Origin of the sequence: Anaerorudis cellulosivorans, assembly GCF_025943985.1 — a bacterium.
Classification (GTDB): Bacteria; Bacteroidota; Bacteroidia; order Bacteroidales; family Dysgonomonadaceae; genus Anaerorudis; species Anaerorudis cellulosivorans.
The window spans coordinates 189943-211964 of sequence record NZ_JAPCWE010000002.1 but is presented as its reverse complement, the minus strand read 5'-3'; the positions used below and the strand labels follow the sequence as shown (position 1 = coordinate 211964).

Annotated in this window: 21 protein-coding genes and 2 tRNA genes; 16 read left to right on the top strand and 7 right to left on the bottom strand. The window is 43.3% G+C overall.

Annotation, left to right across the window (positions count from 1 at the left end):
• Nucleotides 1-2 precede the first annotated feature (2 nt).
• From OLM34_RS01715 to OLM34_RS01705, 3 genes are read left to right on the top strand one after another with little or no spacing between them, the layout of a single operon-like run.
• Entirely contained in the window at nucleotides 3-989 is a 987-nt protein-coding gene (locus tag OLM34_RS01715) for a D-alanine--D-alanine ligase (protein ID WP_264404804.1), read from the top strand.
• Between the two features lie 10 nt (nucleotides 990-999).
• Nucleotides 1000-2163 carry a 1-acyl-sn-glycerol-3-phosphate acyltransferase gene (locus OLM34_RS01710; RefSeq protein WP_264404802.1) on the top strand — a complete coding sequence of 388 codons (1164 nt, stop codon included), beginning with the start codon at nucleotides 1000-1002 and terminating at the stop codon, nucleotides 2161-2163.
• A gap of 15 nt (nucleotides 2164-2178) precedes the next feature.
• On the top strand, nucleotides 2179-2793 hold the full coding sequence (locus tag OLM34_RS01705; RefSeq protein WP_264404801.1) for a NigD1/NigD2 family lipoprotein: 615 nt from the start codon (nucleotides 2179-2181) through the stop codon (nucleotides 2791-2793).
• Between the two features lie 167 nt (nucleotides 2794-2960).
• Here OLM34_RS01705 and OLM34_RS01700 read toward each other — a convergent pair whose 3' ends face one another.
• The 4 genes from OLM34_RS01700 to ruvC form a co-directional block, all read right to left on the bottom strand.
• Nucleotides 2961-3812 (bottom strand): energy transducer TonB, encoded by an 852-nt coding sequence (locus OLM34_RS01700; RefSeq protein WP_264404800.1) that lies wholly within the window; start codon nucleotides 3810-3812, stop codon nucleotides 2961-2963.
• 76 nt (nucleotides 3813-3888) lie between these two features.
• Nucleotides 3889-4725 carry an O-fucosyltransferase family protein gene (locus OLM34_RS01695; protein ID WP_264404799.1) on the bottom strand — a complete coding sequence of 279 codons (837 nt, stop codon included), beginning with the start codon at nucleotides 4723-4725 and terminating at the stop codon, nucleotides 3889-3891.
• Nucleotide 4726: 1 nt separating this feature from the next.
• The gene (locus OLM34_RS01690) at nucleotides 4727-5716 is read right to left on the bottom strand and encodes an HU domain-containing protein (RefSeq protein WP_264404798.1); all 990 of its coding nucleotides are present in this window, start codon (nucleotides 5714-5716) and stop codon (nucleotides 4727-4729) included.
• A gap of 37 nt (nucleotides 5717-5753) precedes the next feature.
• Complete coding sequence (gene ruvC, locus OLM34_RS01685) at nucleotides 5754-6329, bottom strand: crossover junction endodeoxyribonuclease RuvC (protein ID WP_264404796.1); 576 nt, start codon at nucleotides 6327-6329, stop codon at nucleotides 5754-5756.
• 62 nt (nucleotides 6330-6391) lie between these two features.
• Here ruvC and OLM34_RS01680 point away from each other — a divergent pair.
• The 7 genes from OLM34_RS01680 to OLM34_RS01650 all read left to right on the top strand — a co-directional run bounded on the left by OLM34_RS01680 (nucleotide 6392) and on the right by OLM34_RS01650 (nucleotide 11987).
• Nucleotides 6392-6465, top strand: a tRNA-Ala gene (locus tag OLM34_RS01680).
• A 476-nt stretch (nucleotides 6466-6941) separates the two neighbouring features.
• A tRNA-Glu gene (locus OLM34_RS01675) sits at nucleotides 6942-7013 on the top strand.
• A 32-nt stretch (nucleotides 7014-7045) separates the two neighbouring features.
• On the top strand, nucleotides 7046-7300 hold the full coding sequence (gene rpsT / locus OLM34_RS01670; protein WP_264404794.1) for a 30S ribosomal protein S20: 255 nt from the start codon (nucleotides 7046-7048) through the stop codon (nucleotides 7298-7300).
• Between the two features lie 277 nt (nucleotides 7301-7577).
• Nucleotides 7578-9536 carry a DNA topoisomerase (ATP-hydrolyzing) subunit B gene (gyrB, locus tag OLM34_RS01665; RefSeq protein ID WP_264404793.1) on the top strand — a complete coding sequence of 653 codons (1959 nt, stop codon included), beginning with the start codon at nucleotides 7578-7580 and terminating at the stop codon, nucleotides 9534-9536.
• 28 nt (nucleotides 9537-9564) lie between these two features.
• On the top strand, nucleotides 9565-10473 hold the full coding sequence (locus tag OLM34_RS01660) for a S66 peptidase family protein (protein ID WP_264404791.1): 909 nt from the start codon (nucleotides 9565-9567) through the stop codon (nucleotides 10471-10473).
• An 18-nt stretch (nucleotides 10474-10491) separates the two neighbouring features.
• Nucleotides 10492-11511 (top strand): M28 family peptidase, encoded by a 1020-nt coding sequence (locus tag OLM34_RS01655; protein WP_413777175.1) that lies wholly within the window; start codon nucleotides 10492-10494, stop codon nucleotides 11509-11511.
• A gap of 32 nt (nucleotides 11512-11543) precedes the next feature.
• Nucleotides 11544-11987, top strand: a complete 444-nt coding sequence (locus OLM34_RS01650) for a SufE family protein (protein WP_264404789.1) — start codon at nucleotides 11544-11546, stop codon at nucleotides 11985-11987.
• Nucleotides 11988-12064: 77 nt separating this feature from the next.
• Here OLM34_RS01650 and OLM34_RS01645 read toward each other — a convergent pair whose 3' ends face one another.
• Nucleotides 12065-13063, bottom strand: coding sequence for a 2-hydroxyacid dehydrogenase (locus OLM34_RS01645; RefSeq protein ID WP_264404787.1), 999 nt, complete (start codon nucleotides 13061-13063; stop codon nucleotides 12065-12067).
• A 165-nt stretch (nucleotides 13064-13228) separates the two neighbouring features.
• On the opposite strand from OLM34_RS01645, the gene aroQ reads away from it, so the two are divergent.
• The 6 genes from aroQ (at nucleotide 13229) to OLM34_RS01615 (ending at nucleotide 18811) form a co-directional block, all read left to right on the top strand.
• Complete coding sequence (gene aroQ, locus OLM34_RS01640) at nucleotides 13229-13660, top strand: type II 3-dehydroquinate dehydratase (protein WP_264404786.1); 432 nt, start codon at nucleotides 13229-13231, stop codon at nucleotides 13658-13660.
• Nucleotides 13661-13735: 75 nt separating this feature from the next.
• Entirely contained in the window at nucleotides 13736-15208 is a 1473-nt protein-coding gene (gene pyk, locus OLM34_RS01635; protein WP_264404784.1) for a pyruvate kinase, read from the top strand.
• Nucleotides 15209-15268: 60 nt separating this feature from the next.
• Nucleotides 15269-15901, top strand: coding sequence for an O-methyltransferase (locus OLM34_RS01630; protein ID WP_264404783.1), 633 nt, complete (start codon nucleotides 15269-15271; stop codon nucleotides 15899-15901).
• A 7-nt stretch (nucleotides 15902-15908) separates the two neighbouring features.
• On the top strand, nucleotides 15909-16247 hold the full coding sequence (gene rbfA, locus OLM34_RS01625) for a 30S ribosome-binding factor RbfA (RefSeq protein ID WP_264404781.1): 339 nt from the start codon (nucleotides 15909-15911) through the stop codon (nucleotides 16245-16247).
• A 12-nt stretch (nucleotides 16248-16259) separates the two neighbouring features.
• Entirely contained in the window at nucleotides 16260-17495 is a 1236-nt protein-coding gene (locus tag OLM34_RS01620) for an ABC transporter permease (protein WP_264404780.1), read from the top strand.
• Nucleotides 17492-18811, top strand: coding sequence for a UDP-glucose dehydrogenase family protein (locus tag OLM34_RS01615; RefSeq protein ID WP_264404779.1), 1320 nt, complete (start codon nucleotides 17492-17494; stop codon nucleotides 18809-18811). The genes OLM34_RS01620 and OLM34_RS01615 overlap by 4 nt, the downstream gene beginning before the upstream one ends.
• A gap of 81 nt (nucleotides 18812-18892) precedes the next feature.
• Here OLM34_RS01615 and proS read toward each other — a convergent pair whose 3' ends face one another.
• Nucleotides 18893-20374 carry a proline--tRNA ligase gene (gene proS / locus OLM34_RS01610; protein WP_264404778.1) on the bottom strand — a complete coding sequence of 494 codons (1482 nt, stop codon included), beginning with the start codon at nucleotides 20372-20374 and terminating at the stop codon, nucleotides 18893-18895.
• Nucleotides 20375-20554: 180 nt separating this feature from the next.
• Nucleotides 20555-22021, bottom strand: coding sequence for a tRNA uridine-5-carboxymethylaminomethyl(34) synthesis GTPase MnmE (mnmE, locus tag OLM34_RS01605; protein ID WP_264404840.1), 1467 nt, complete (start codon nucleotides 22019-22021; stop codon nucleotides 20555-20557).
• Nucleotide 22022: the final 1 nt, after the last annotated feature.

The window sequence follows — 22022 nt, the reverse complement described above, 5'->3', positions numbered from 1 at the left end:
CTATGAAAAAAAATATAGCCATTGTGTGGGGCGGCTATTCTTCAGAAAAAGAAGTGTCCGAAAAAAGTGCTGCCGGAATTTATTCCTTTATGGATAAGGAGAAATATGAGGTTTATAAAGTAAAAATCGATAAGGAATCGTGGTCGGCCGAGTATAGGAATAACGCATATCCAATTGATAAAAACGATTTTAGTTTTACGGCTGATGGCCGGAAAATAACGTTCGATTTTGCCTATATTACCATTCATGGAACGCCGGGAGAAGACGGCACGTTGCAAGGTTATTTCGATATGCTTCGTCTTCCTTATTCAAACAGTGGCGTATTGGCATCCGCTTTGACTTTTAACAAATTTATCTGCAACCATTTTTTGAAAAGTTTCGGTATAAAGGTGCCCCAATCGATTCTTTTGAAGAAAGATTCTTCTTTCAATCCGAATGAAATTGTTTCTCGTTTGGGATTGCCTGTTTTTGTGAAACCGAATGCCGGCGGCTCGAGTTTTGCGACCACCAAAGTAAAAGAAACATCTCAGCTGGAAAAAGCGGTTTTCGATGCTTTTCGCGAATCGTCGGAAGTTATCATCGAACGTTTTGTTGCGGGAACCGAAGTCACGTGTGGTTGCTATAAAACCCGGCAAGGGATACACGTTTTACCTCTCACCGAGGTGGTTACGCATAACGAATTTTTTGATTATGAAGCCAAGTATAATGGTCAGGTCGAAGAAATTACGCCTGCACGCATTTCCGATGAGATGACCACGAAAATTTGGGAAGAAACCATATCGATATACGATTGGGTTGGGGCAAAAGGAATTATTCGTGCCGATTACATTATTTCTAATGAAACACCTGTTTTGTTGGAAGTAAACACTACCCCCGGTATGACAGCTACCAGTTTCATACCGCAGCAAGTGGCAGCAGCAAATCTTTCCCTGACCCATATACTGAGTGAAATTATCGAATTTGAATTCAGTAAAGCCAATCCCCTTTAAAATAAAACCTATGGAATCCGTTCTATCTACCTCATTCGACGATATTCGTCCGGTTTACGACAGCGAAGTGCCTGAAACAATCGAAAAACTTCTTGCTGACGATAGATTCAGAATAGCTGCTGAATCGGTTATCAAACCGATGAGTTGGGAACAATTCTGTTCGCTCATGAGAAGTTGCAAAACCGTAAACGAATTTCAAATCAAGATTGTTTATCCTGTTCTTGAACAGTTTATAGCGAATACAACGAAGGAAGTGAAAGGGTTTAATTGGGATAATATAAAAGACGGGTTGAGTCATGTAATTATTTCAAATCATCGCGATATTGTATTGGATGCTGCTTTTCTGAATATACTTCTTTATTTTCAAGGAATGGATACAACGGAGGTTGCCATTGGCGATAATTTGCTTATATATCCTTGGATTACTCATCTGGTACGACTCAATAAAAGTTTTATCGTGAAACGAAATGTTCCTATCCGGAAAATGCTTGAGACATCCCGGCATTTGTCGGAATACATTCATTATACGGTAAGAGAGAGAAATCAATCGATTTGGATTGCCCAGCGCGAAGGGCGTGCTAAAGATTCCAATGATCATACACAAGTGAGCCTGCTGAAAATGATGACATTGAAAGATAGTTCACGTCCTATTGAAATGTTGAAAGCATTACGCATTGTTCCGCTTGCTATCTCTTATGAATTTGATCCTTGCGATTTCCTCAAAGCAAAGGAATTTCAATTAAAACGCGACAATCCTCACCATAAAAAAACGCCTGCCGATGATCTTGAAAATATGTTGACGGGAATTTACGGATATAAGGGCAGAGTGTACTTTAAATTTGGAGAAGGGATCAATTCGAAACTCGATCAACTGGATCTTTCTTTGCCAAAATCATCGTTACTCGAAGCCGCTGCATGTATTATCGATGAGGAAATTTACAGGAATTATATTTTTTACCCCTTCAATTATGTGGCTTACGATCTAATGACAAACTCTTCTTCATTTCAATCGGAATATACAGCTGAAGACAAGAAGGCTTTTATGGAATATGTCGATAAACAGATCGATAAGATTCAACTGAAGAATAGAGATGTGGCTTTTTTACGCCAAAAAATTGTCGAGATGTACGGCAATCCGGTAAAAAATTTTCTAAGTGTGCAGCCAATCCTGTAATTTGTTGAGGCGAAAATGAAAAGAAAATTATTCGTCACCCTGGTAATCGTTATTTCTTTTCTTGCTACCGGATGCGAGAAAGAAACAGAACGTATCGACGATTTTTTTGTGGATTTTGCTACTGTTGTCAATCTTGATAGACGTATTTCTTTTCAACTTGATAACCGGCGGGTGCTAATTCCGAAGGAGCCGATAAATTATTCAGGCAACACCGGTCAGCGTGTGATTCTTAACTATACACCACTTCGAGAGGATACCGTAAAAGTAAACCATGTGTCAGATATTTTCACCGGAGACATACAACCGTTGGCTTTTTCTCAGCAGCTTTCAACTGATCCGGTAAAGATACGGAGCGTGTGGGTAAGTGGCGGTTATCTCAATATGATTTTCGAAACAGAATATTACTCCCAATTGCATCGTATCGGACTATTCAGAGACATGACTTCTTCTACTATCAATTTGTATTTCAGTCATTCACGGAATAACGATCCTCCGGGATATCCACAGACCTTTTATGCTTCGTTTCTGATAACGAGTTTGCGTTCTCCGGGAAACCCGGATCCCGTTTCTTTTCGTTTGTTTGTCAATACCTATAAAGGTTTGCGCGAATTTCAATTAAAACTGGAATAAATCGATTTTTGTTTCAAACGATATAAAAAATGAGGAGGCTGCATCAAAATAAAAAACAAGCCGTTGAGGAAATTGAATAGTTGAAATTGTTCTCCAAAAAAGTACAAAATAGAAAGAGGGTGAAATCACATTGTGAGACACCCTCTTTGCATATAGATTAGAAAAAATTAATGTGTTGTTGTTGTAGTAGGTATAGGCGTTTCGTCTATTTTAAAATCGATAGGGAGAACGCATTTTACGTTAACTTTCTCGCCGTTGTTTATTCCCGGATTCCATTTTGGCATCAGACTCAATACCCGCACAGCTTCCTGACTTAGTTCATCATTGGGGCTTTGCAAAACTTCTATATTGGATATGCTGCCGTCTTTTGCCACAATAAATGTGCACAGAATACGTCCTTCAATACCGTTGTTGAGTGCCTGAGAAGGGTAAATGATTTTTTTCGATAAAAATTCAGTCAGCTTTTCTTCTCCGCCGGGATATTGGGGCATTTCGTCCACAATCGCAAGAATTTCTTCATTTGCCAATATGTTAGGATTGGTTTTTGCAATAGAACTACCCTGAGAAGACCCCTTTTTTGTAGCAGTTCGGGCATTTTTGTTTATCTTGAAATACATGGGCACGTATGTTTCTGCCCGTACAACTTCGCCTTTATATTTAGCGGGTCTCCACGGCGGCATTGCTTTCAGAATTCGCAGGGCTTCGGCATCCAACAATGAATCGGCATGATGAATAAGATTAAAGTTGGAAAGCGTTCCGTCTTTTTCAACTACAAATGTGTAAACGACCAATCCCTGAATATTTTTTTCGATGGCTTCTTTGGGATAATTTAATGTTGAGACAATGAATTGATGCATGGCAGCCGTACCTCCGGTAAACATCGGATCGATATCGGGTTGGCTTACAATTTTGTCACTCTCCAATGCCGGTGGCGCCTTTTTTTGTTGGGCTGCCGCAAGAGATAGTGTAAGGAAAAGAAATAGTATTCCTATTGGGCGGATTAATTTTTGGATGTTCATATTTTTTCTCTTTTTTAACGGATAAACTTCTTTCTTCATTATTCGACAAATATACAAAAAATCGTTTTTTCAGCCATCATAATGTCATTTTTTCGAAGGGTATATCTCCTATCAAGGCTGCGGTTTCGGCATACGAACTGTAAGGGGATCCTAAAACGGCATGGGTACGCGAAAGTATATAGAGTTCAACGAGAGCATCTTGCATACCTTCTATTGTAGAGCGGCTTGTGCTTTTATCCATTGTGATGATCCTGTTCGGAAAACATACGGAAAGCTGCTTCTTTTCTTCTAGCGAGTCTGAGGCAACATAGAATTTTACGTCGGGATGCTTGTCGATTTCCTCTTTCATTTTTTGTGTATAAAGCGAGGTGGGACTCTTCTCAATTGCTCTTGTGTTGTCTGTTCTCCTGATATGAATGCCAAGGGTATATGAGGAGAATGTTGCACATACGGCATCTATTTTTTCCTGCAAATGGGGAAGAGGATGAAAATGGGCGAATAATCTTTTATGGGGATTACGATAAAACAAAATACAGGATGATAAATAAACGTTGTTCCTTGTCCGTACCCATTCTTTAAAATCAAAATGGTCATAAACCCGCTGCGTAACCTCGTTTTCGTGAAGGCAGTCGCGATAAAAGAGTTGTTGAAAGAGAGAGGGGATGTAAAAATTCTTTAAACGGGGACGATCGTATAAAAAAAGATCGGTAAACGCTGCTTCTTTTTGAATCAATCCTTTTACCTGCAAGGGTTGAAACAATTGATCGAAACGGCAATTAAGCCCTTTATCTCTAAACCATACAAACATTCCTTCCGCTTCGGCATCACCTAGGAGATGAAGAAGCGATTCTATCGCTTTCATTCGATTAGCTAAACCACCGTAAGGAATTAACGTGACGTGTTTTTCAACCATTTTAATAGTTTAATATCCATGCATCGCGATGATGAGGATATTGAGAATGAACTTTTTTCAGGAAATCGTTGGCGGCTTCAGGATCGGTAAATGATGCAGCATAAACATCAATTCTGCCCGGACGTTCAAGCCATGAAGTTTGGGTGAAACCCTCCGATTCAAGCATAGCTTTCATTTCCTCTGCAACTTTGCGTACCTCATACACGCCCATCACTATATAAAATTTTTTTATAGCAACATCTGTCGACGTATTGTTGGAATTTTGTGAAGTTACGTTTCCCACAACAGGCTGAGCAAGCGTTTTTTCATTGACAGGTTGTTCAAGGGTAGTTGTCGGAGTCATCGCCTGGGTTAACCCTGTTGATTTATGGGAGGTGGGTTTTGCCTCATTATTTTTGAATAAACTACTTTCCCATGCCATTTCGGCATCTTGCCTCAGATAACTGTTTTTGTTCAGCGGAGAAAGCAGTAGGATAGTGGTGAGTGTGATTGCAACAGCTGCACCGATTCCCACATTCCGTACTGTCATTCGGTGGATTTTTTGCGTTTCTGCAAGAGGAGCAACGGGTTGCACATGGATCATCGGTTGAAGCGCAACCTTTTTAAGTCCGAAATATTCGGGTCTCACAAACGTATCGTCGGGTGTAAATAAATAGCGCCTTTCCTTATTCATGCTGAAAGTCCCCAGCTTTCCGAAAGCTACCGTTTCGTTTTCTTGAAGAGCACTTTTCAACTCCTTTACCCCTGCTTCTACACGTTTATGGGCCGTCTCAAAAGAAATCTTTTCGGTTTTCATAAACGATTCAACCAACAGACCATCGTTGTAGGTGAGATTTTGATTGAATATCAATTCGCATTCGGGAGCATCAAACGCTGCCCATCCGTCCTTTTTGACAGGGTAAACATTAAGCACGAATCCGCCCAGATTGGGAACGATTACACAATCATGGGTATGGAGCAAAAATTCGATGTGAGAAATGAGTTCGTTCATAGGGCAAAGATAAAAAATTATCGGGATGATTCCCTTTTTAAGGTTGTTTTTTTATTCTCTCCCGATTTTGTTTCGCAAAATCTTTCCAACTTTTGTATTTAACCTTTTCGACCCCTATGTCGGATTGGTAAAAGTGACATAGTGCAGCGGCCAACCCGTCGGTTGCGTCGAGTTGGGGCAGCATGTTTTCGTCGGGAATATGCAATATTTTCTGAAGCATGTAAGCCACTTGTTCTTTGGCTGCTCGGCCGTTTCCCGTTATGGACATCTTTATTTTTAACGGAGCATATTCAAAAATGGGAATATCACGCGAAATGGCGGCAGCAATGGCAACTCCTTGTGCACGACCCAGTTTAAGCATACTTTGCACGTTTTTCCCGAAAAAAGGCGATTCGATAGCTACTTCATCGGGCAGATATTCTTCAATAAGACCAATCACACGGGCATATATTTTTGCCAGTCTCAGGTATTGGTCTTCATACTTGTTGAGTTGTATCACACCCATCGTTTCCATTACAGGTTTGTTGTCGATAACACACAATACGCCGTATCCCATCACTTGCGTTCCGGGATCGATTCCCATAATGATACGTTCTTTCGGCTCTTTTGTCATTTTTTTCGTTGCCGTTATGATTGCAAATATAAACAAAATTTCTATCTTTGCAGAAAATTTTTGGGGGTTTAGCTCATCTGGCTAGAGCGCAACACTGGCAGTGTTGAGGTAACCGGTTCGATTCCGGTAATCTCCACTTCGTATACCGAATACCAAATTCAAATAAGAAATACGGTACTTTGAGCGATGTTTTCCTGCAAAGCCAGGGCGTTTAGCTCTTGGCTGCTGAATTTACACCCGGAAGAAATCTTTACCGTCTTTCGGGTTTTTTACTGTTTTCACGGCATATATTCAAACAATCGATGGTTCACGCTTGCTTCATGCTTGCTTCATGCTTGCTTCAAGGCAGGGAGAAAAAGAACGGATTTTGTGAATCGAGGGTAAAAACCACCTGCGTATTTGCCGCAAAAAAGGCAAAAACCGGGAGCGAGGATGGTGCAGCCTTGGTACGGACTTGGTGCGGAGAAGGTGGGGTTCGTTTTGCACTTGTCGGTTGACTCTGGATTTCCAAAAAATGAACGAAATGTTTTGCCGTTAAAAAAAAAGGCTCTATATTTGCACCCGCAAATTGAACGGAGATTTTTTACAAAATAAATATACCGATACCAATAAGGCCTATTCGTCTATCGGTTAGGACGCAAGATTTTCATTCTTGAAAGAGGGGTTCGACTCCCCTATAGGCTACCTAAGATTAATAGAGAAGTTAAAACGAAATTATGGCAAATCATAAATCGGCAGAAAAAAGAATCAGACAAACAAAAGCGCGTCGATTATCCAATCGCTTTGTCGCTCGCTCCACCAGAACTGCAGTTCGCAAGCTGCGTAATACAACTTCAAAAGAGGAGGCACAGCAGTTGTATCCTCAAGTATGCTCTATGTTGGATAAGCTGGCAAAGAAACATGTGATTCATCGCAATAAGGCTGATAATCTGAAGGCGAAAATGGCAGCTCATGTAAATAAGCTGGCCTGATTTCTTCGGATTGATTTCATATAGCTGAAGCCGTGCTCATGAGGGTTCGGCTTTTGTTGTTTTTATTTTTTACTTTCTGTTAAATTTCGATAAATAACCTTATACCTGCAGAACATTCATACGCCTTCAACACTGTTTTCTATGGGCAATGAAATTGAGGGAAAACCCGACAGAAAAGGGTGAAAAAACTTGCCTGTATGGCATTTTTTTTGTAAATTTGTACGATTTGTAAATTCATACAGCGAAAATTTAACGTACTAATATTTAAGCATATAAAATGACTGAGGAACAGAAACAATCAGCAAGTTCAGCCTATTCGGCGCAAAATATTCAGGTGCTCGAAGGTTTGGAGGCTGTTCGTAAACGGCCTGCGATGTATATTGGAGATGTAAACGAACGAGGATTGCATCATTTGGTTTATGAAGTGGTCGATAACTCCATAGATGAAGCACTTGCCGGCTATTGCAACGAGATACGTGTGATTATTAATGAAGATAATTCCATTACCGTAAAAGATAACGGACGGGGCATCCCGGTCGATTTTCACGAAAAAGAGAAAAAATCGGCACTCGAAGTCGTACTCACCGTACTGCATGCCGGGGGAAAATTCGATAAGGGAACCTATAAAGTTTCCGGCGGTCTTCACGGAGTAGGGGTTTCATGTGTAAACGCATTGTCGGTTTACCTGAAAGTGGAGGTGCATAGAAACGGGAAGATCTATATGCAGGAATATTCGCGAGGGAAACCCTATTCGGATGTGAAAGTCGTCGGAGAAACAGATAAAACCGGAACAATCATTACGTTTAAACCGGACGATACCATTTTTAAAGTATTGGAATTTCGTTACGATATTCTTGCAACGCGTTTGCGTGAGTTGGCTTTCCTGAATGCGGGGATAACACTCATGATTACCGACAAAAGGGTCAAGAAAGAAGATGGATCGTACAAAAGTGAACGTTTTTATTCCGAAATGGGATTAAAAGAATTTGTTCAATATATCGATCGTACCAAAGAGCCTTTGATTACCGAGCCAATTCATATCGTAACCGAAAAGCAGGGCATTCCCATAGAAATCGCCATGACCTATAATACCTCTTTCAACGAGAACGTATTTTCGTACGTGAACAATATCAATACGATAGAAGGAGGAACACACCTTACGGGTTTCCGTCGCGGACTGTCGCGTACGCTGAAAAAATATGCCGAAGACTCCAAAATGCTCGAAAAGGTAAAAGTGGAAATTACCGGTGACGATTTTCGTGAAGGATTAACCGCTGTTTTGTCGGTGAAAGTAGCCGAACCACAGTTTGAGGGTCAGACCAAAACCAAGTTGGGAAATAACGAAGTGATTGGAGCTGTCGATCAGGCAACGGCTGAAGCATTGGGGTATTATTTGGAAGAACATCCCAGAGAAGCCAAAATCATTGTAGAGAAAGTGGTGTTGGCTGCAACGGCACGTCACGCTGCACGAAAAGCTCGTGAAATGATACAACGCAAATCGCCCTTATCGGGAGGCGGATTGCCGGGCAAATTGGCCGACTGTTCGGAAAAAGATCCCGAGAAATGCGAAATTTTCCTTGTGGAGGGAGATTCTGCCGGCGGGACAGCCAAACAGGGGCGCGATCGCAACTTTCAGGCTATTCTTCCGCTTCGCGGTAAAATTCTAAACGTGGAAAAGGCCATGCCGCATAAGGTGCTGGAGAGTGAAGAAATTCGTAACATTTATACGGCACTTGGTGTAACCATCGGAACGGAGGAGGATCCGAAAGAATTGAATCTGGAGAAACTCCGTTATCATAAAATCATTATTATGACCGATGCCGATGTTGATGGAAGCCACATTGCGACGTTGATTCTTACTTTTTTCTTCCGTCATATGCGACCTTTGATCGAAAAGGGATATGTGTATATTGCTACTCCTCCTCTGTATCTTTGCAAGAAGGGGAAAATCGAAGAATATTGCTGGGATGAACGTCAGCGGCTGACTTTTATCGATAAGTATGCCGATGGAAACGAAAATGCCATCCATTCTCAACGTTATAAAGGGTTAGGTGAAATGAATGCCGAACAACTTTGGGATACTACGATGAATCCGGAACGCAGAACGTTACGTCAGGTAACCATCGAAAATGCGGCTGATGCCGATATGATTTTCTCCATGTTGATGGGGGAAGATGTGGGACCTCGACGCGAATTCATTGAAGAAAATGCCACTTATGCAAACATTGATGCATAAAATCTTTCTGTAAGTTATAGATAAATAGATGATTCGTCCTCCTCTACTGAAGTCTCGAGATAAGGCGGTTATTGTTTCCCCTGCGGGGAAAATAGATGCGGATATCGTTGATAAAGCCGCATCTATTCTGCGTGAATGGGGACTGAAGGTGGAGGTGGGCGAAAATGCTTTATGCCGTGTCGGCCGTTTTAGCGGATCGATAGAACAGCGACTGTCGGATTTGCAAAAAGCAATGGACGACGCCGAGGTCAACCTGATTTTTTGTTCACGTGGTGGCTATGGTATGGTGCATTTGCTTGACAGGCTCAATTTTGAGGGGATGATTCGAAATCCCAAATGGGTAGTGGGTTATAGCGATATAACCGCCCTCCATTTTGCGTTGCTAAGCAACGGTATTGTTTCCGTTCATGCTCCCATGGCTAAACATTTTGCCGAAGAGGGAGCATCGGACAAGGCTGTTGCCTACACCAAAACCGCTTTGACCGAAGGGAGAATCGATTATGAAATCGGCGTGACTGAATATAGCGCGCTGAACCGGAAAGGGGAGGCAAGCGGACAGCTTTTCGGAGGTAATCTGTCGGTTTTTTGCGGTATTTTAGGTTCAAAATTTGCAGTTGTTCCCCGAGATGGCATACTTTTCGTTGAAGATATCGGCGAAGAGTCTTATCGTGTGGACAGAATGATGTATCAGTTGAAGCTGGCCGGCGTTTTCGATAACATAAAAGGTCTTATTGTCGGTCGTTTCACCGATTATAGTGAAGACAATGAGATGTATAACCCACTTTACGAATCGATTTTGGATGTAGTCGGCTCCTATACGTTTCCCATCTGTTTTGGTTTTCCGGCAGGACACGTTAAAGACAATTATCCTTTGATGATGGGAGCTGAAACCGCATTAACGGTTACAAACGATCGGATTATTCTCAAACAAACATAAACACATCGGGGGAAATCAATGAAGAACTATCACAGCATTTTTTTTATTCCAATGATCGGTATGGGATTATCGCTGATCGTTTCGTGCAATTCGTGCAAAAGTCAAAAAGATACCTCCCTGCCGGAAGTTGTTGAGTCATACGTTAAGGTATCTCCCGAATTTAATCCCGATAGTGCTTATCGGTATGTCGAAAAACAGGTAAGTTATGGCCCGCGTGTACCCAATTCCGATGCTCATCGCGCTTGTGGAGATTATTTGGCTGCAAAACTTACGGAGTTCGGCGCAAAGGTTATCGAACAAAAAGCCGATATCAAGCATTACGACGGCAGTATTCTTCACATGCGAAACATTATCGGAAGTTATCAGCCCGAAAAGACGAAAAGGATTTTGCTTTTTGCTCATTGGGATTCGCGTCCATGGGCTGACAGAGAAACCGATCCCGACAAACAGAAACAGCCTATTCTCGGAGCCGATGACGGTGCAAGCGGTGTAGGGGTGTTGCTCGAAATTGCACGTCAGTTTCAACATAAACCTGCCGATGTGGGCATCGATATTATTTTCTTTGATTTGGAGGATGCAGGGCAACCTGCTTTCGATACGCGTACCCTGCCCGGTGAATGGTGGTGTCTTGGTTCCGAGTATTGGTCGAAAAATCCGCATGTTCCCGCTTATAAAGCTGCCTATGGCATTTTGCTGGACATGGTTGGAGCGCCCGATGCTACATTTATGAAAGAAGGGTATTCGGTGCAATATGCAGCCAACGTGGTGGAGAAAATTTGGCGCACGGCTGCAAATCTGGGTTACGGGCAGTTTTTCATTAACCGCAATAACGGCTATATTACCGACGATCATTTGCCGGTGAATAAAAATCATCGTGCACCTGCTGTCGATATCATCAATATCAAAGATAATACTCCAACCGGTTTTGCCGCCCACTGGCATACGCACGACGATAATATGAATACTATTCATCGTAGCACACTGAAAGCGGTAGGGCAAACCGTGATGGAGGTCATCTATTTGGAAAAAGCCGATTAAATAAACTCATTATCGGACAAGAAGGTTAATGTATGAAAACGATAGACGAAGTACAACAGGAAATTATTGACGAGTTCAATGCTTTTGATGACTGGCTGGATAAATATTCGCTCATTATTGAGCAGGGAAACGCATTGGAACCGTTGGACGAAAAATATAAAACCCCCGATAATCTTATCGAGGGATGCCAGAGCAGGGTGTGGCTGCAAACCGCATATCGCGATGGACGACTCTATTTTCAGGCCGATAGTGATGCCGTGATTGTTAAAGGATTATTGGCACTGGTGCTGCGGGTTTTTAACGGTCGCACTCCCGATGAGATTATCCATGCCGATTTGCATTTTATGGATGAAATCGGCCTTACCAAACATCTTTCGCCAACGCGTGCCAACGGACTCCTTGCCGTTATAAAGCAAATACGGTTTTATGCCATTGCATATAAAGCCAAGGAAGAAAGCACGCAAAGCGCTTCTTGAGAACCGGCGATTGGATCATTATCGAAACTTTGCTCGTCGGCTTGTTGACAATGATAATTTTAAGCGTTTAAAGGAAATTAAGCCGATACTTCATTCACCAGTGGTTTCCCGTCAAAGAAATCCTGAATATTTTGCAAGGTTGTCCGGGCAATTTCAGCAAGTGCTTCCTTTGTAAAAAATGCCTGATGTGAAGTCACGATAACATTGTTAAAGGTCAGAAGACGGGCCAGAATGTCGTCGTCGATAACAACATCGGAGTGATCTTCGTAGAAATAATCGCTTTCTTCTTCATAAACATCAAGACCCGCATAGCCCACTTTCTTATCTTTGAGTGCTTCAATCAAATCTTTCGTATTGATGAGTTTCCCTCTTCCGGTGTTGATGATCATTACTCCCTCTTTCATTTTATCGATCGAATCTTTATTGATGAGGTACTCCGTTTCTTTGGTTAAGGGACAGTGAAGCGAAATGATATCCGAATCCCGGTACAATTCGTCCAGCGTAGTATATCGGATGCCGTTTTTTTCTGCAAATTCCGTATCGGGGTGGAGATCGTATGCCAATATGTTCATTCCCATGCTTTTGAGGATTTGCATTACAATTTTCCCGATTTTCCCGGTACCAATGATTCCGGCCGTTTTTCCTTTCATTTCGAATCCCATCAGTCCCTCAAGCGAGAAATTGCCTTCACGTGTCCGGTTGTATGCCCTGTGAATTTTGCGGTTTAACGTAAGCATGAGTGCCAGCGTATGTTCGGCAATGGAATGGGGAGAATATGCCGGAACACGCACTACCTTGATTCGGTTTTTTGCTGCTTTCAAATCTACATTATTATATCCTGCACATCGTAAGGCGATGAGTTTTACACCATTTTCTACCAAAATATCGATTACTTCGGCATCCACCTCGGCATTGACGAAGATGCAAACCACATCGGCTCCTTTGGCCAATATGGCATTATCTTTACTCAAATGGCTTTTGTAAAATTTAATTTCAAAGCCATATTGTTGATTTTTTTCAAGGAATGATGCTTTATCATGCGATTTTGTATCAAAAAATGCAATTTTCGGTTTCATTATTGTTTTAAAGTTTTAAGTTGTGATTCTTTTAATAACGTATTCGCTGTAATGAAGGTTCAGTAAGAAGGGAATATTATTGTCGACCGGCCAAAAAAGTAAACTGTGTTTGAGGTAAATTAGGTCGTAAAATTGTATCTTTGTGTGATAAAAGGTGTAAAGACGATGAAAGTTCAAATCATTAATGGGCCAAACCTTAATTTGCTTGGCGTACGCGAACCGGATATATATGGCAACGATTCGTTCGCATCATATTTCATTCAACTCCAGGAGATTTTTCCCGATATCGAACTCGAATATTTTCAATCCAATATAGAAGGAGAAATCATTAGCAAAATTCAAGAGGCAGGTTTTGGGTGCGACGGTATTGTGCTTAATGCAGGCGGCTACACGCACACTTCTGTAGCCATTCGCGATGCGATTAAGGCAGTTCCTGCACCGGTGGTAGAGGTGCATGTTTCCAATGTTTTCGCCCGGGAAGAATTTCGTCACCGGTCGATGATTTCTGCCGTGTGCATGGGACTGATAGCCGGTTTTGGACTCGATTCGTATCGTTTGGCCATTGAAGCACTGAAAGGTAAAAACAAAAAATTCTGATAGGTGTTTCTAAACAATGTTTTTACTAGCCTATTTTACAGAAGAGAAAAAAATCAACAGGAAGAAAACTTGATTATGCATAAACATACAAAAATTATAGCCACCATTTCCGATAAACGGTGCGATACTTCTTTTATTCAACAACTTTTTAATGAAGGAATGGATGTGGTGCGCATGAATTCGGCGCATCTGAGTAAAGAAGGGTTTCTAACGATTGTTCATAATGTCAGAGCAGCATCCAATCGTATTGCGTTGTTGCTCGACACAAAAGGTCCCGAGATCAGGACAACGGTGGTGGAGGCCCCGATTGAACTGCATACGGGCGATCTTATCCGTATCGCCGGTAATCCCGACGGTATTTCTTCGCGTGAGTTAATTTATGTTTCCTATCCCGATATTGCCAAAGTGATGCAACCGGGCGAGGATATACTGATTGACGATGGCGAAATTGATTTGAAAGTGGAGGAGGTGCACCCCGATTATATCGTGTGCCGTGTCCAAAACGATGGCGTTGTCGGGAGCCGCAAGAGTGTGAATATTCCGGGTGTGCGCATCAATCTGCCTACCATCACCGAGCGTGATCGCGAATTTATCCGTTTGGCGGTTGAAAACGATATCGATTTCATAGCCCATTCGTTTGTGCGCAACAAAGAAGATGTTTTGGAGGTACAAAAAATACTCGATGAATATCGGAGCCCCATCAAAATTATTGCCAAGATCGAGAATCAGGAGGGGGTGGATAATGCCGACGAAATTTTGGATGTAGCTTACGGGATCATGATTGCTCGTGGCGATTTGGGTATCGAGGTACCTCAGGAAAAGATCCCCGGCATTCAACGCGTACTCATCCGTAAAGCCATCCATCATAAAAAACCCGTTATTGTGGCCACGCAGATGCTGCATTCAATGATTGAGAATCCGCGTCCCACGCGTGCTGAAATCACGGATATTGCAAATGCTATTTTTTATCGTACCGATGCCATGATGCTCAGCGGAGAAACCGCTTATGGAAAATATCCGGTGGAAGCGGTGCGCACGATGACGAAAGTGTCGTATGAAGCCGAGAAAACGAAGCTCGAAGAGAACGATATCCCGGTTCCCTATGATCCCACCGAAGATCATGACGTTACTTCTTTTCTCGCTAAACAGGCCGTGAAGTCGGCGGTTAAATTAAATACGAAAGCCATCATCACCGATAGTCATACCGGTCGCACGGCACGTGTATTGGCGGCATTTCGGGGCAGAAGTCCTGTTTTTGCCATAACCACAACCGAACGGTTGGCACGTGAACTTTCGTTGTCCTACGGGATATGGGCGGAGTTCCAACCGGGAAAAGGTCCCGAAAACCTGAAGGAGAGCAGAAGGGCTTATTACATCAATGCCATAAAGAAACTGATAGAGAGTGGCATGATCAAACCCGAAGACAGGGTAGCCTATTTGGGTGGCAGTTTTGGCGAAAAAGGAGGGACAACCTATATCGACATCAACGAGGCTTGGAAGATTCTTCAGGCGGCGGATAACTATTATTTGCCCGATTTCACAACCTGATGGAAGAACGGAAAATGAAGTCGCTTTGTCGGATCAACGCAATATAAGAGGTTGATATAAATGGATCTTATCGAAGAATACATCTGTACACATTCCGATGCCGAACCCGATTTGTTGAAAGAACTCAGTCGTGATGCTCATGTGCATCTGTTGCGACCGCGCATGATTGCCGGTCATTTGCAGGGTCGGTTGTTGAAGATGTTTGTGCGCATGATTTGCCCCAAACACGTGTTGGAAATCGGTACATATACCGGCTATTCCGCTATTTGTCTGGCAGAAGGATTGACCGAAGAAGGACATTTGGATACGATTGAAATCGATGACGAAATGGAGGAATTTATCCGCAAATACCTTAATCGGTCATCACAAAAAGAAAAAATATCCCTTCACATCGGCGATGCCCTGGATATAATTCCTACCTTTGAGGACGATTTTTTTGACTTGGTGTTTATCGATGCCGATAAACGAAAATATGAGGAATATTTTGAAGCGGTTTTTCCGAAGGTATGTACCGGAGGATTTATTATTGCCGATAATACACTTTGGAACGGCAAAGTACTGACGGATGCGCAGCATGCCGATCCTCAAACAAAAGGGATTTTGGCGTTTAACAATCGATTGGCCAAAGACGATCGGGTAGAAAAAGTGATCCTTCCCGTGCGTGATGGATTGACCCTCATTCGAAAAAAATAAAGCGTCTATGAAAACAAACAGAGAAGAAAAAATAAATCGCTTGGTGCAAAAAGAGTTGAGTGAGCTCTTTTTGACAGAGACCAAAAAAACAAAAGGCGTTATTGTTTCGGTTACTCATGTGCGGATATCGCCGGATTTGAGTGTGGCCCACGTTTATTTGAGTATTTTTCCATCGGAAAAAGCCCATGAGCTGTTGAAAAATATCACCGATAACGTCAAGACAATCCGTTACGATTTGGGTACCCGTATCGGGAAACAAGTACGGATTATTCCGGAGTTGATCTTTCATCTCGACGACTCGCTCGACTATATTGACCATATTGATGAATTGTTGAAGAACGCATAAAACAAGTCAGCTTTGAATCTTCCTTTTTTTGTAGCCCGACGGTATTTATTTTCAAAAAAATCGCATAATGCCATCAATGTCATCTCATCGATATCGGTGATCGGCATTGCTGTAGCAACAATGGCGATGGTGTGTGTATTGTCAGTCTTCAACGGTTTTGGCAGCATCGTCGAAGGGATGTTCAGTGCCTTTGATCCTGATCTGAAAATTACGGTAAAGGAAGGAAAAGTTTTTGATTATCATATGCCCGAATTCGAACGAATTCTATCGTTAGATGAAATCGGGCTGATTTCGGAATCGTTGGAAGAAAATGCATTGTTCATGTATGAAGATCGACAGGTGCCGGTTTTAGTGAAAGGTGTGTCGGAGGAATTCAACTATCTCACCGATATGGACAAGCTGATTATCGATGGAACGTTCCGGTTGCGTGAAGATTCGGTAAATTATGCTACTCTCGGGGCCGGGTTGGCTGTTACGTTGGGGGTACGTGCTGGCTTTGTTCATCCCATTCTGATTTATGCCCCCAAGCGTGATGTGCAGGTAAATTTGGCAAATCCTGCCGGTGCATTTACAACAGAAGCCGTTCAAATTGGTGGAATATTCAGTTTGAATCAGCCGGAATATGACGAAGATATGGCCATTATCCCCATTGAGTTGGCGAGAAGGCTTTTTCAATATGACACGGAGGTTTCTTCTCTCGATATTCAACTCAAATCGGGTGCTTCGGTAAAAGAGGTTAAAGAAAAAATGCGGAATGCGCTAGGCAGTCGATATGCGGTAGAAGACCGGTATGAGCAACAGAAAGAGTCGTACAATATGCTTCAGATCGAAAAATGGGTAACGTTTCTGATTCTTGCCTTTATTTTGCTCATAGCGGTTTTCAATGTAGCCGGATCGCTTTCCATGCTCATTGTGGAGAAGAGAGAAGATATTCGGAGTTTTCGGCATATGGGAGCATCCGATCAGCTGATCTCGCGTATTTTTCTCTATGAAGGGTGGCTCATTGCTTTTTGGGGAATCGTCGTCGGTATTGCGGTCGGTTTGATTTTGTGCCTGGCGCAACAGCATTTCGGTTTGTTGCGACTTGGCGATACGCCGGGAGCTTACATTGTTGAAGCCTATCCGGTTGTAGTGAAGGCAACGGATATCTTCATTGTTTTTGTTTCGGTGAGCGTCATCAGTTTTCTCACTATTCTTTATCCAATACGAAATTTGAAAAGATATTTAAAAAACGATAGTATACTATGAATATTGCAATTGTAGGTACCGGTTATGTTGGCCTGGTATCGGGCGCATGTTTCGCCGAAATGGGAGTCAACGTGTTTTGCGTAGATGTTAACGCAGAAAAGATTGAAGGGCTGAAAAACGGAATCATCCCTATTTACGAACCCGGCTTGACCACTATTGTTCAGCGCAACTACGAAGCAGATCGGCTGCATTTTACTACCGATTTGCCCTCTGTCCTGAATGATATGGATATGGTTTTTATTGCCGTTGGAACTCCTTCTGACGAAACGGGCAATGCAGATTTGTCTGCTGTTTTTGAAGTTGCAAAAACCATTGCCGACAACCTTTCCCGTTACATATTGATTGTAACGAAAAGTACAGTACCCGTAGGGACTACCTATAAGGTGAAGGAGCTGATTCGTAATCAGTTGAATGAGCGCGGCTTGTTCGATCTTGAATTTGATGTGGCTTCCAATCCCGAATTTCTGAAAGAAGGGGCAGCTGTGGACGATTTCATGAGCCCTGACAGGGTGGTGGTTGGTGTGGAAACCGAACGGGCAAAGGAACTGATGAGCAAACTCTATCGTCCGTTTCTTCTGAACAATTTTCGGGTGATATTCATGGATATATTGTCGTCGGAAATGACCAAATATGCTTCCAATGCCATGCTTGCCACACGTATCAGTTTTATGAACGATATAGCCAATTTGTGCGAACAGGTAGGCGCTGACGTCAATATGGTGCGTCGGGGGATGGGTAGCGATTCACGCATCGGAAAAAAATTCCTTTATCCCGGCTGCGGCTATGGGGGGAGTTGTTTCCCGAAAGACATCCGCGCCCTCATTAAGGTGGCCGAGAATGTGGGTTACGAAATGAATGTGCTCAAGGCTGTTGAAGAGGTAAACAACCGGCAGAAGACCATTCTTTTCCGTAAATTCAATGCGTATTTTCAAGGCAACATAAAAGGGAAAACGGCGGCAGTGTGGGGATTGTCGTTCAAGCCCGAAACAGACGACATGCGCGATGCACCTTCATTGACCCTTATTCGCAGTCTGCTCGATGCCGGCGTGAACGTACGGGCCTATGATCCGGCTGCAATGAAGGAGGCCAAACGTTATTTGGGTGACAGTATTTACTATGCAAGCGATATTTACGATGCGGCTAATGATGCCGATGCCTTGATAGTGCCTACGGAGTGGAAAGAGTTTCGTTTGCCCAATTGGGGTATTCTGCGCAAGATCATGAACAATTATCTTGTAGTGGACGGAAGAAACATTTACAATCGCGAAGAACTCGAATCTTACGGTTTCGAATATAGGGGAATAGGGCAAAAATAAATAAATTTCGGAGGGTGAAATCACATGGTGGTTCCACCCTCACGATTTTGGGTAATGTGTCTTTATTGCTGAAATTAACCTTTAATAAGCGCGGGCAAAGATAACGCGTTGAGCCGACGGTTTCCCCGTAACCATGCATTTGCCCGGTGTTTTATCTCCTTCCAAGGGAATGCATCGGATGGTGGCTTTGGTTTCGTTTTTCACGAGTTCCTCCGTTTCGGGGGTACCGTCCCAATGACAGAGCAGAAAACCGCCTTTTTCTATTTCTTCCTTAAATTCGTCGTACGAATTCACTTCGCGTATCTGCGAAGCCCTGAAATCGAACGCCTTTTGATAGATATTTTGCTGGATTTCGTCGAGAAGATTTTTTACGTGTTCTACAACTCCTTCGTATGGAACGGTTTCTTTGGTCAGCGTGTCGCGACGGGCAACTTCAATCGTGTTGTTCTCCAAATCGCGTGCCCCCATAGCCAATCGTACGGGAACTCCTTTCAGTTCATATTCGGAGAACTTCCATCCCGGTTTTTTGTTGTCGGCATTATCGTATTTCACGCTGATACCCAACGCTTTTAATTGTTGCATGATCTTATCGGCTTTTTCGTCGATCCGGCGGAGTTGTTCTTCGTTTTTGTAGATAGGCACCATCACCACTTGAATGGGGGCAAGGGCAGGAGGAAGCACCAGTCCGTTGTCGTCGGAGTGTGACATGATGAGCGCACCGATCAACCGTGTGGAAACCCCCCATGAGGTAGCCCATACGTAATCGCGATTGCCGTTTTGGTCGGTAAACTGGACGTCGAATGCTTTGGCAAAGTTCTGCCCCAGAAAGTGCGACGTACCTGCCTGTAATGCTTTTCCGTCCTGCATCAGAGCTTCGATGGTGTAGGTTTCTTCTGCACCGGCAAAACGTTCGGAGGCCGACTTGACCCCTTTGATAACCGGCATGGCCATGTATTTTTCGGCAAATTCGGTGTACACTTTCAGCATTTTTTTGGCTTCCGCTTCCGCTTCTTCACGGTTTGCATGGGCGGTATGACCTTCTTGCCACAAAAATTCGGCAGTACGCAGGAAAAGCCGCGTACGCATTTCCCAACGAACCACGTTTGCCCATTGATTGATCAGCAGCGGCAAATCGCGGTACGACTGTATCCAGTTTTTATATGTGCTCCAGATGATGGTTTCTGAGGTGGGGCGGACAATCAGCTCTTCTTCGAGTTTGGCTTCGGGATCAACCACTACGCCGTTTCCATTCGGATCGGTTTTCAACCGGTAATGGGTCACTACGGCACATTCTTTGGCAAAACCTTCCACATGCTCGGCTTCCCTGCTCATAAAGGATTTGGGAATAAAAAGCGGAAAATAGGCATTCACATGTCCGGTTTCTTTAAACATCCTGTCGAGATTTTGCTGCATTTTCTCCCAGATTGCATACCCATAGGGCTTAATCACCATACAACCCCTGACGGCAGAATTTTCGGCCAATTCGGCTTTAATAACCAAATCGTTATACCATTGTGCATAATTTTCGCTGCGAGGGGTGAGTTCTTTTAATTCCTTTGCCATACTGTTGTTTACTCGTTGATTTCTCTTTAAGGGTGCAAAATTACACAAAAAACTTCATATAGGGGAAGTTATCCCGCACAAATAAGCTTTTGTGAATTCAATTCGCTAATCGAAAATGTTTTTCGACTGCATTTATACATATTTACGCCGGTATAAACAGCAAACTGCTTTCTTTTTTCTTCACTTTCCGATACAAAAGTGGCTGAAGATATTGCCCAGGATTTCATCGGTGGTTATCTGACCGGTGATTTCGCCGAGATAGAACATGCATTCGCGGATGTCCTGCGAGAGAAAGTCGCCCGATAGGCCGTCGTTCAGCCCTTTTTTTACCCGACGAATGGCTTCCAGTGCCTTTTTCAATGCTTCGTAGTGGCGGAGATTGGTGACAATCACGTCGTTCTCGCCAATTTGCGGGATGTGTGCCATTTTCACCAAAAGCGACTGCAGTCGGTCGATGTTTTGATGGTTTTTTGCAGAAATAAACAGCCGTTCGGCTTTTAACCCGGCCATCAGGGATGGATTCGGAACCGTTTTTGGAGTGGAGTGGGGAGAAGACCCTTTTGTTGTTGCTTCTTGAAAAGGAGGAAGATGGGGTTGACTCGGGGTCGATTCCCGGGATGAAAGGAGATCGGCTTTGTTGAAAAGGAGAATGACCTGTTTTTTGTTGAGTTTGGGAATGAGGGCTTCAGCCGTTTGTTGCAGGTTTTCTTCCGGTGCCGTCAGATCGATAACCCATAAAACAATGGAAGCCTGTTCAATTTTTTTGAAGGTACGTTCAATTCCGATGTTTTCGAGGGTATCGCTGGTTTGGCGAATACCTGCCGTATCGATGAAGCGAAACAAGATTCCGCCAATGTTTACCGTATCTTCGATGGTGTCGCGTGTGGTGCCGTGAATATCGGACACAATGGCTTTTTCTTCGTTCAACAAGACATTGAGCAAAGTAGATTTTCCGGCATTCGTTTCACCGATAATGGCAACAGGGATACCGTTTTTAATGGCATTCCCCAATTTGAATGAATTGGCCAGTTTTTCGATGGAGGTTTCGATTTTTTCCGTCAGCTCATAAAGTTGGCGACGGTCGGCAAATTCCACATCTTCCTCCGAGAAATCGAGTTCGAGCTCGATCAGCGAAACAAACTGCAACAATGCTTCACGAAGTTCGTTCAGCTTTTGTGCAAATCCGCCGCGCATCTGGTTCATGGCCACACGATGCGAAACTTGTGATGTGGAGGCAATCAGATCGGCCACGGCTTCGGCCTGACTCAGATCGAATTTGCCATTTTGGAAGGCACGTCGGGTAAATTCTCCCGGTTGTGCCATTCGTGCACCGTGTGAGAGAAGTAATTCGATGATCTTTTGCTGAATATACAGTGATCCATGACACGAAATTTCCACACTTTCTTCACCTGTAAAGGAATGCGGTGCATGAAAGAGGGTAACCAGTACTTCATCGACAATCTCGTTTCCTTCGTAAATTCTTCCGAAGTGCACGGTGTTGGGTTGTTGCGAAGTTAGTTTCTTGCCCGAGGGCGATTTGAAGATGGTGTCGGTGAGGGCAATTGCTCCTTTACCCGACAGCCGCACAACGGCTATTGCCCCTATGCCGGGAGGGGTAGATATGGCACAGATCACATCTTCATTCATC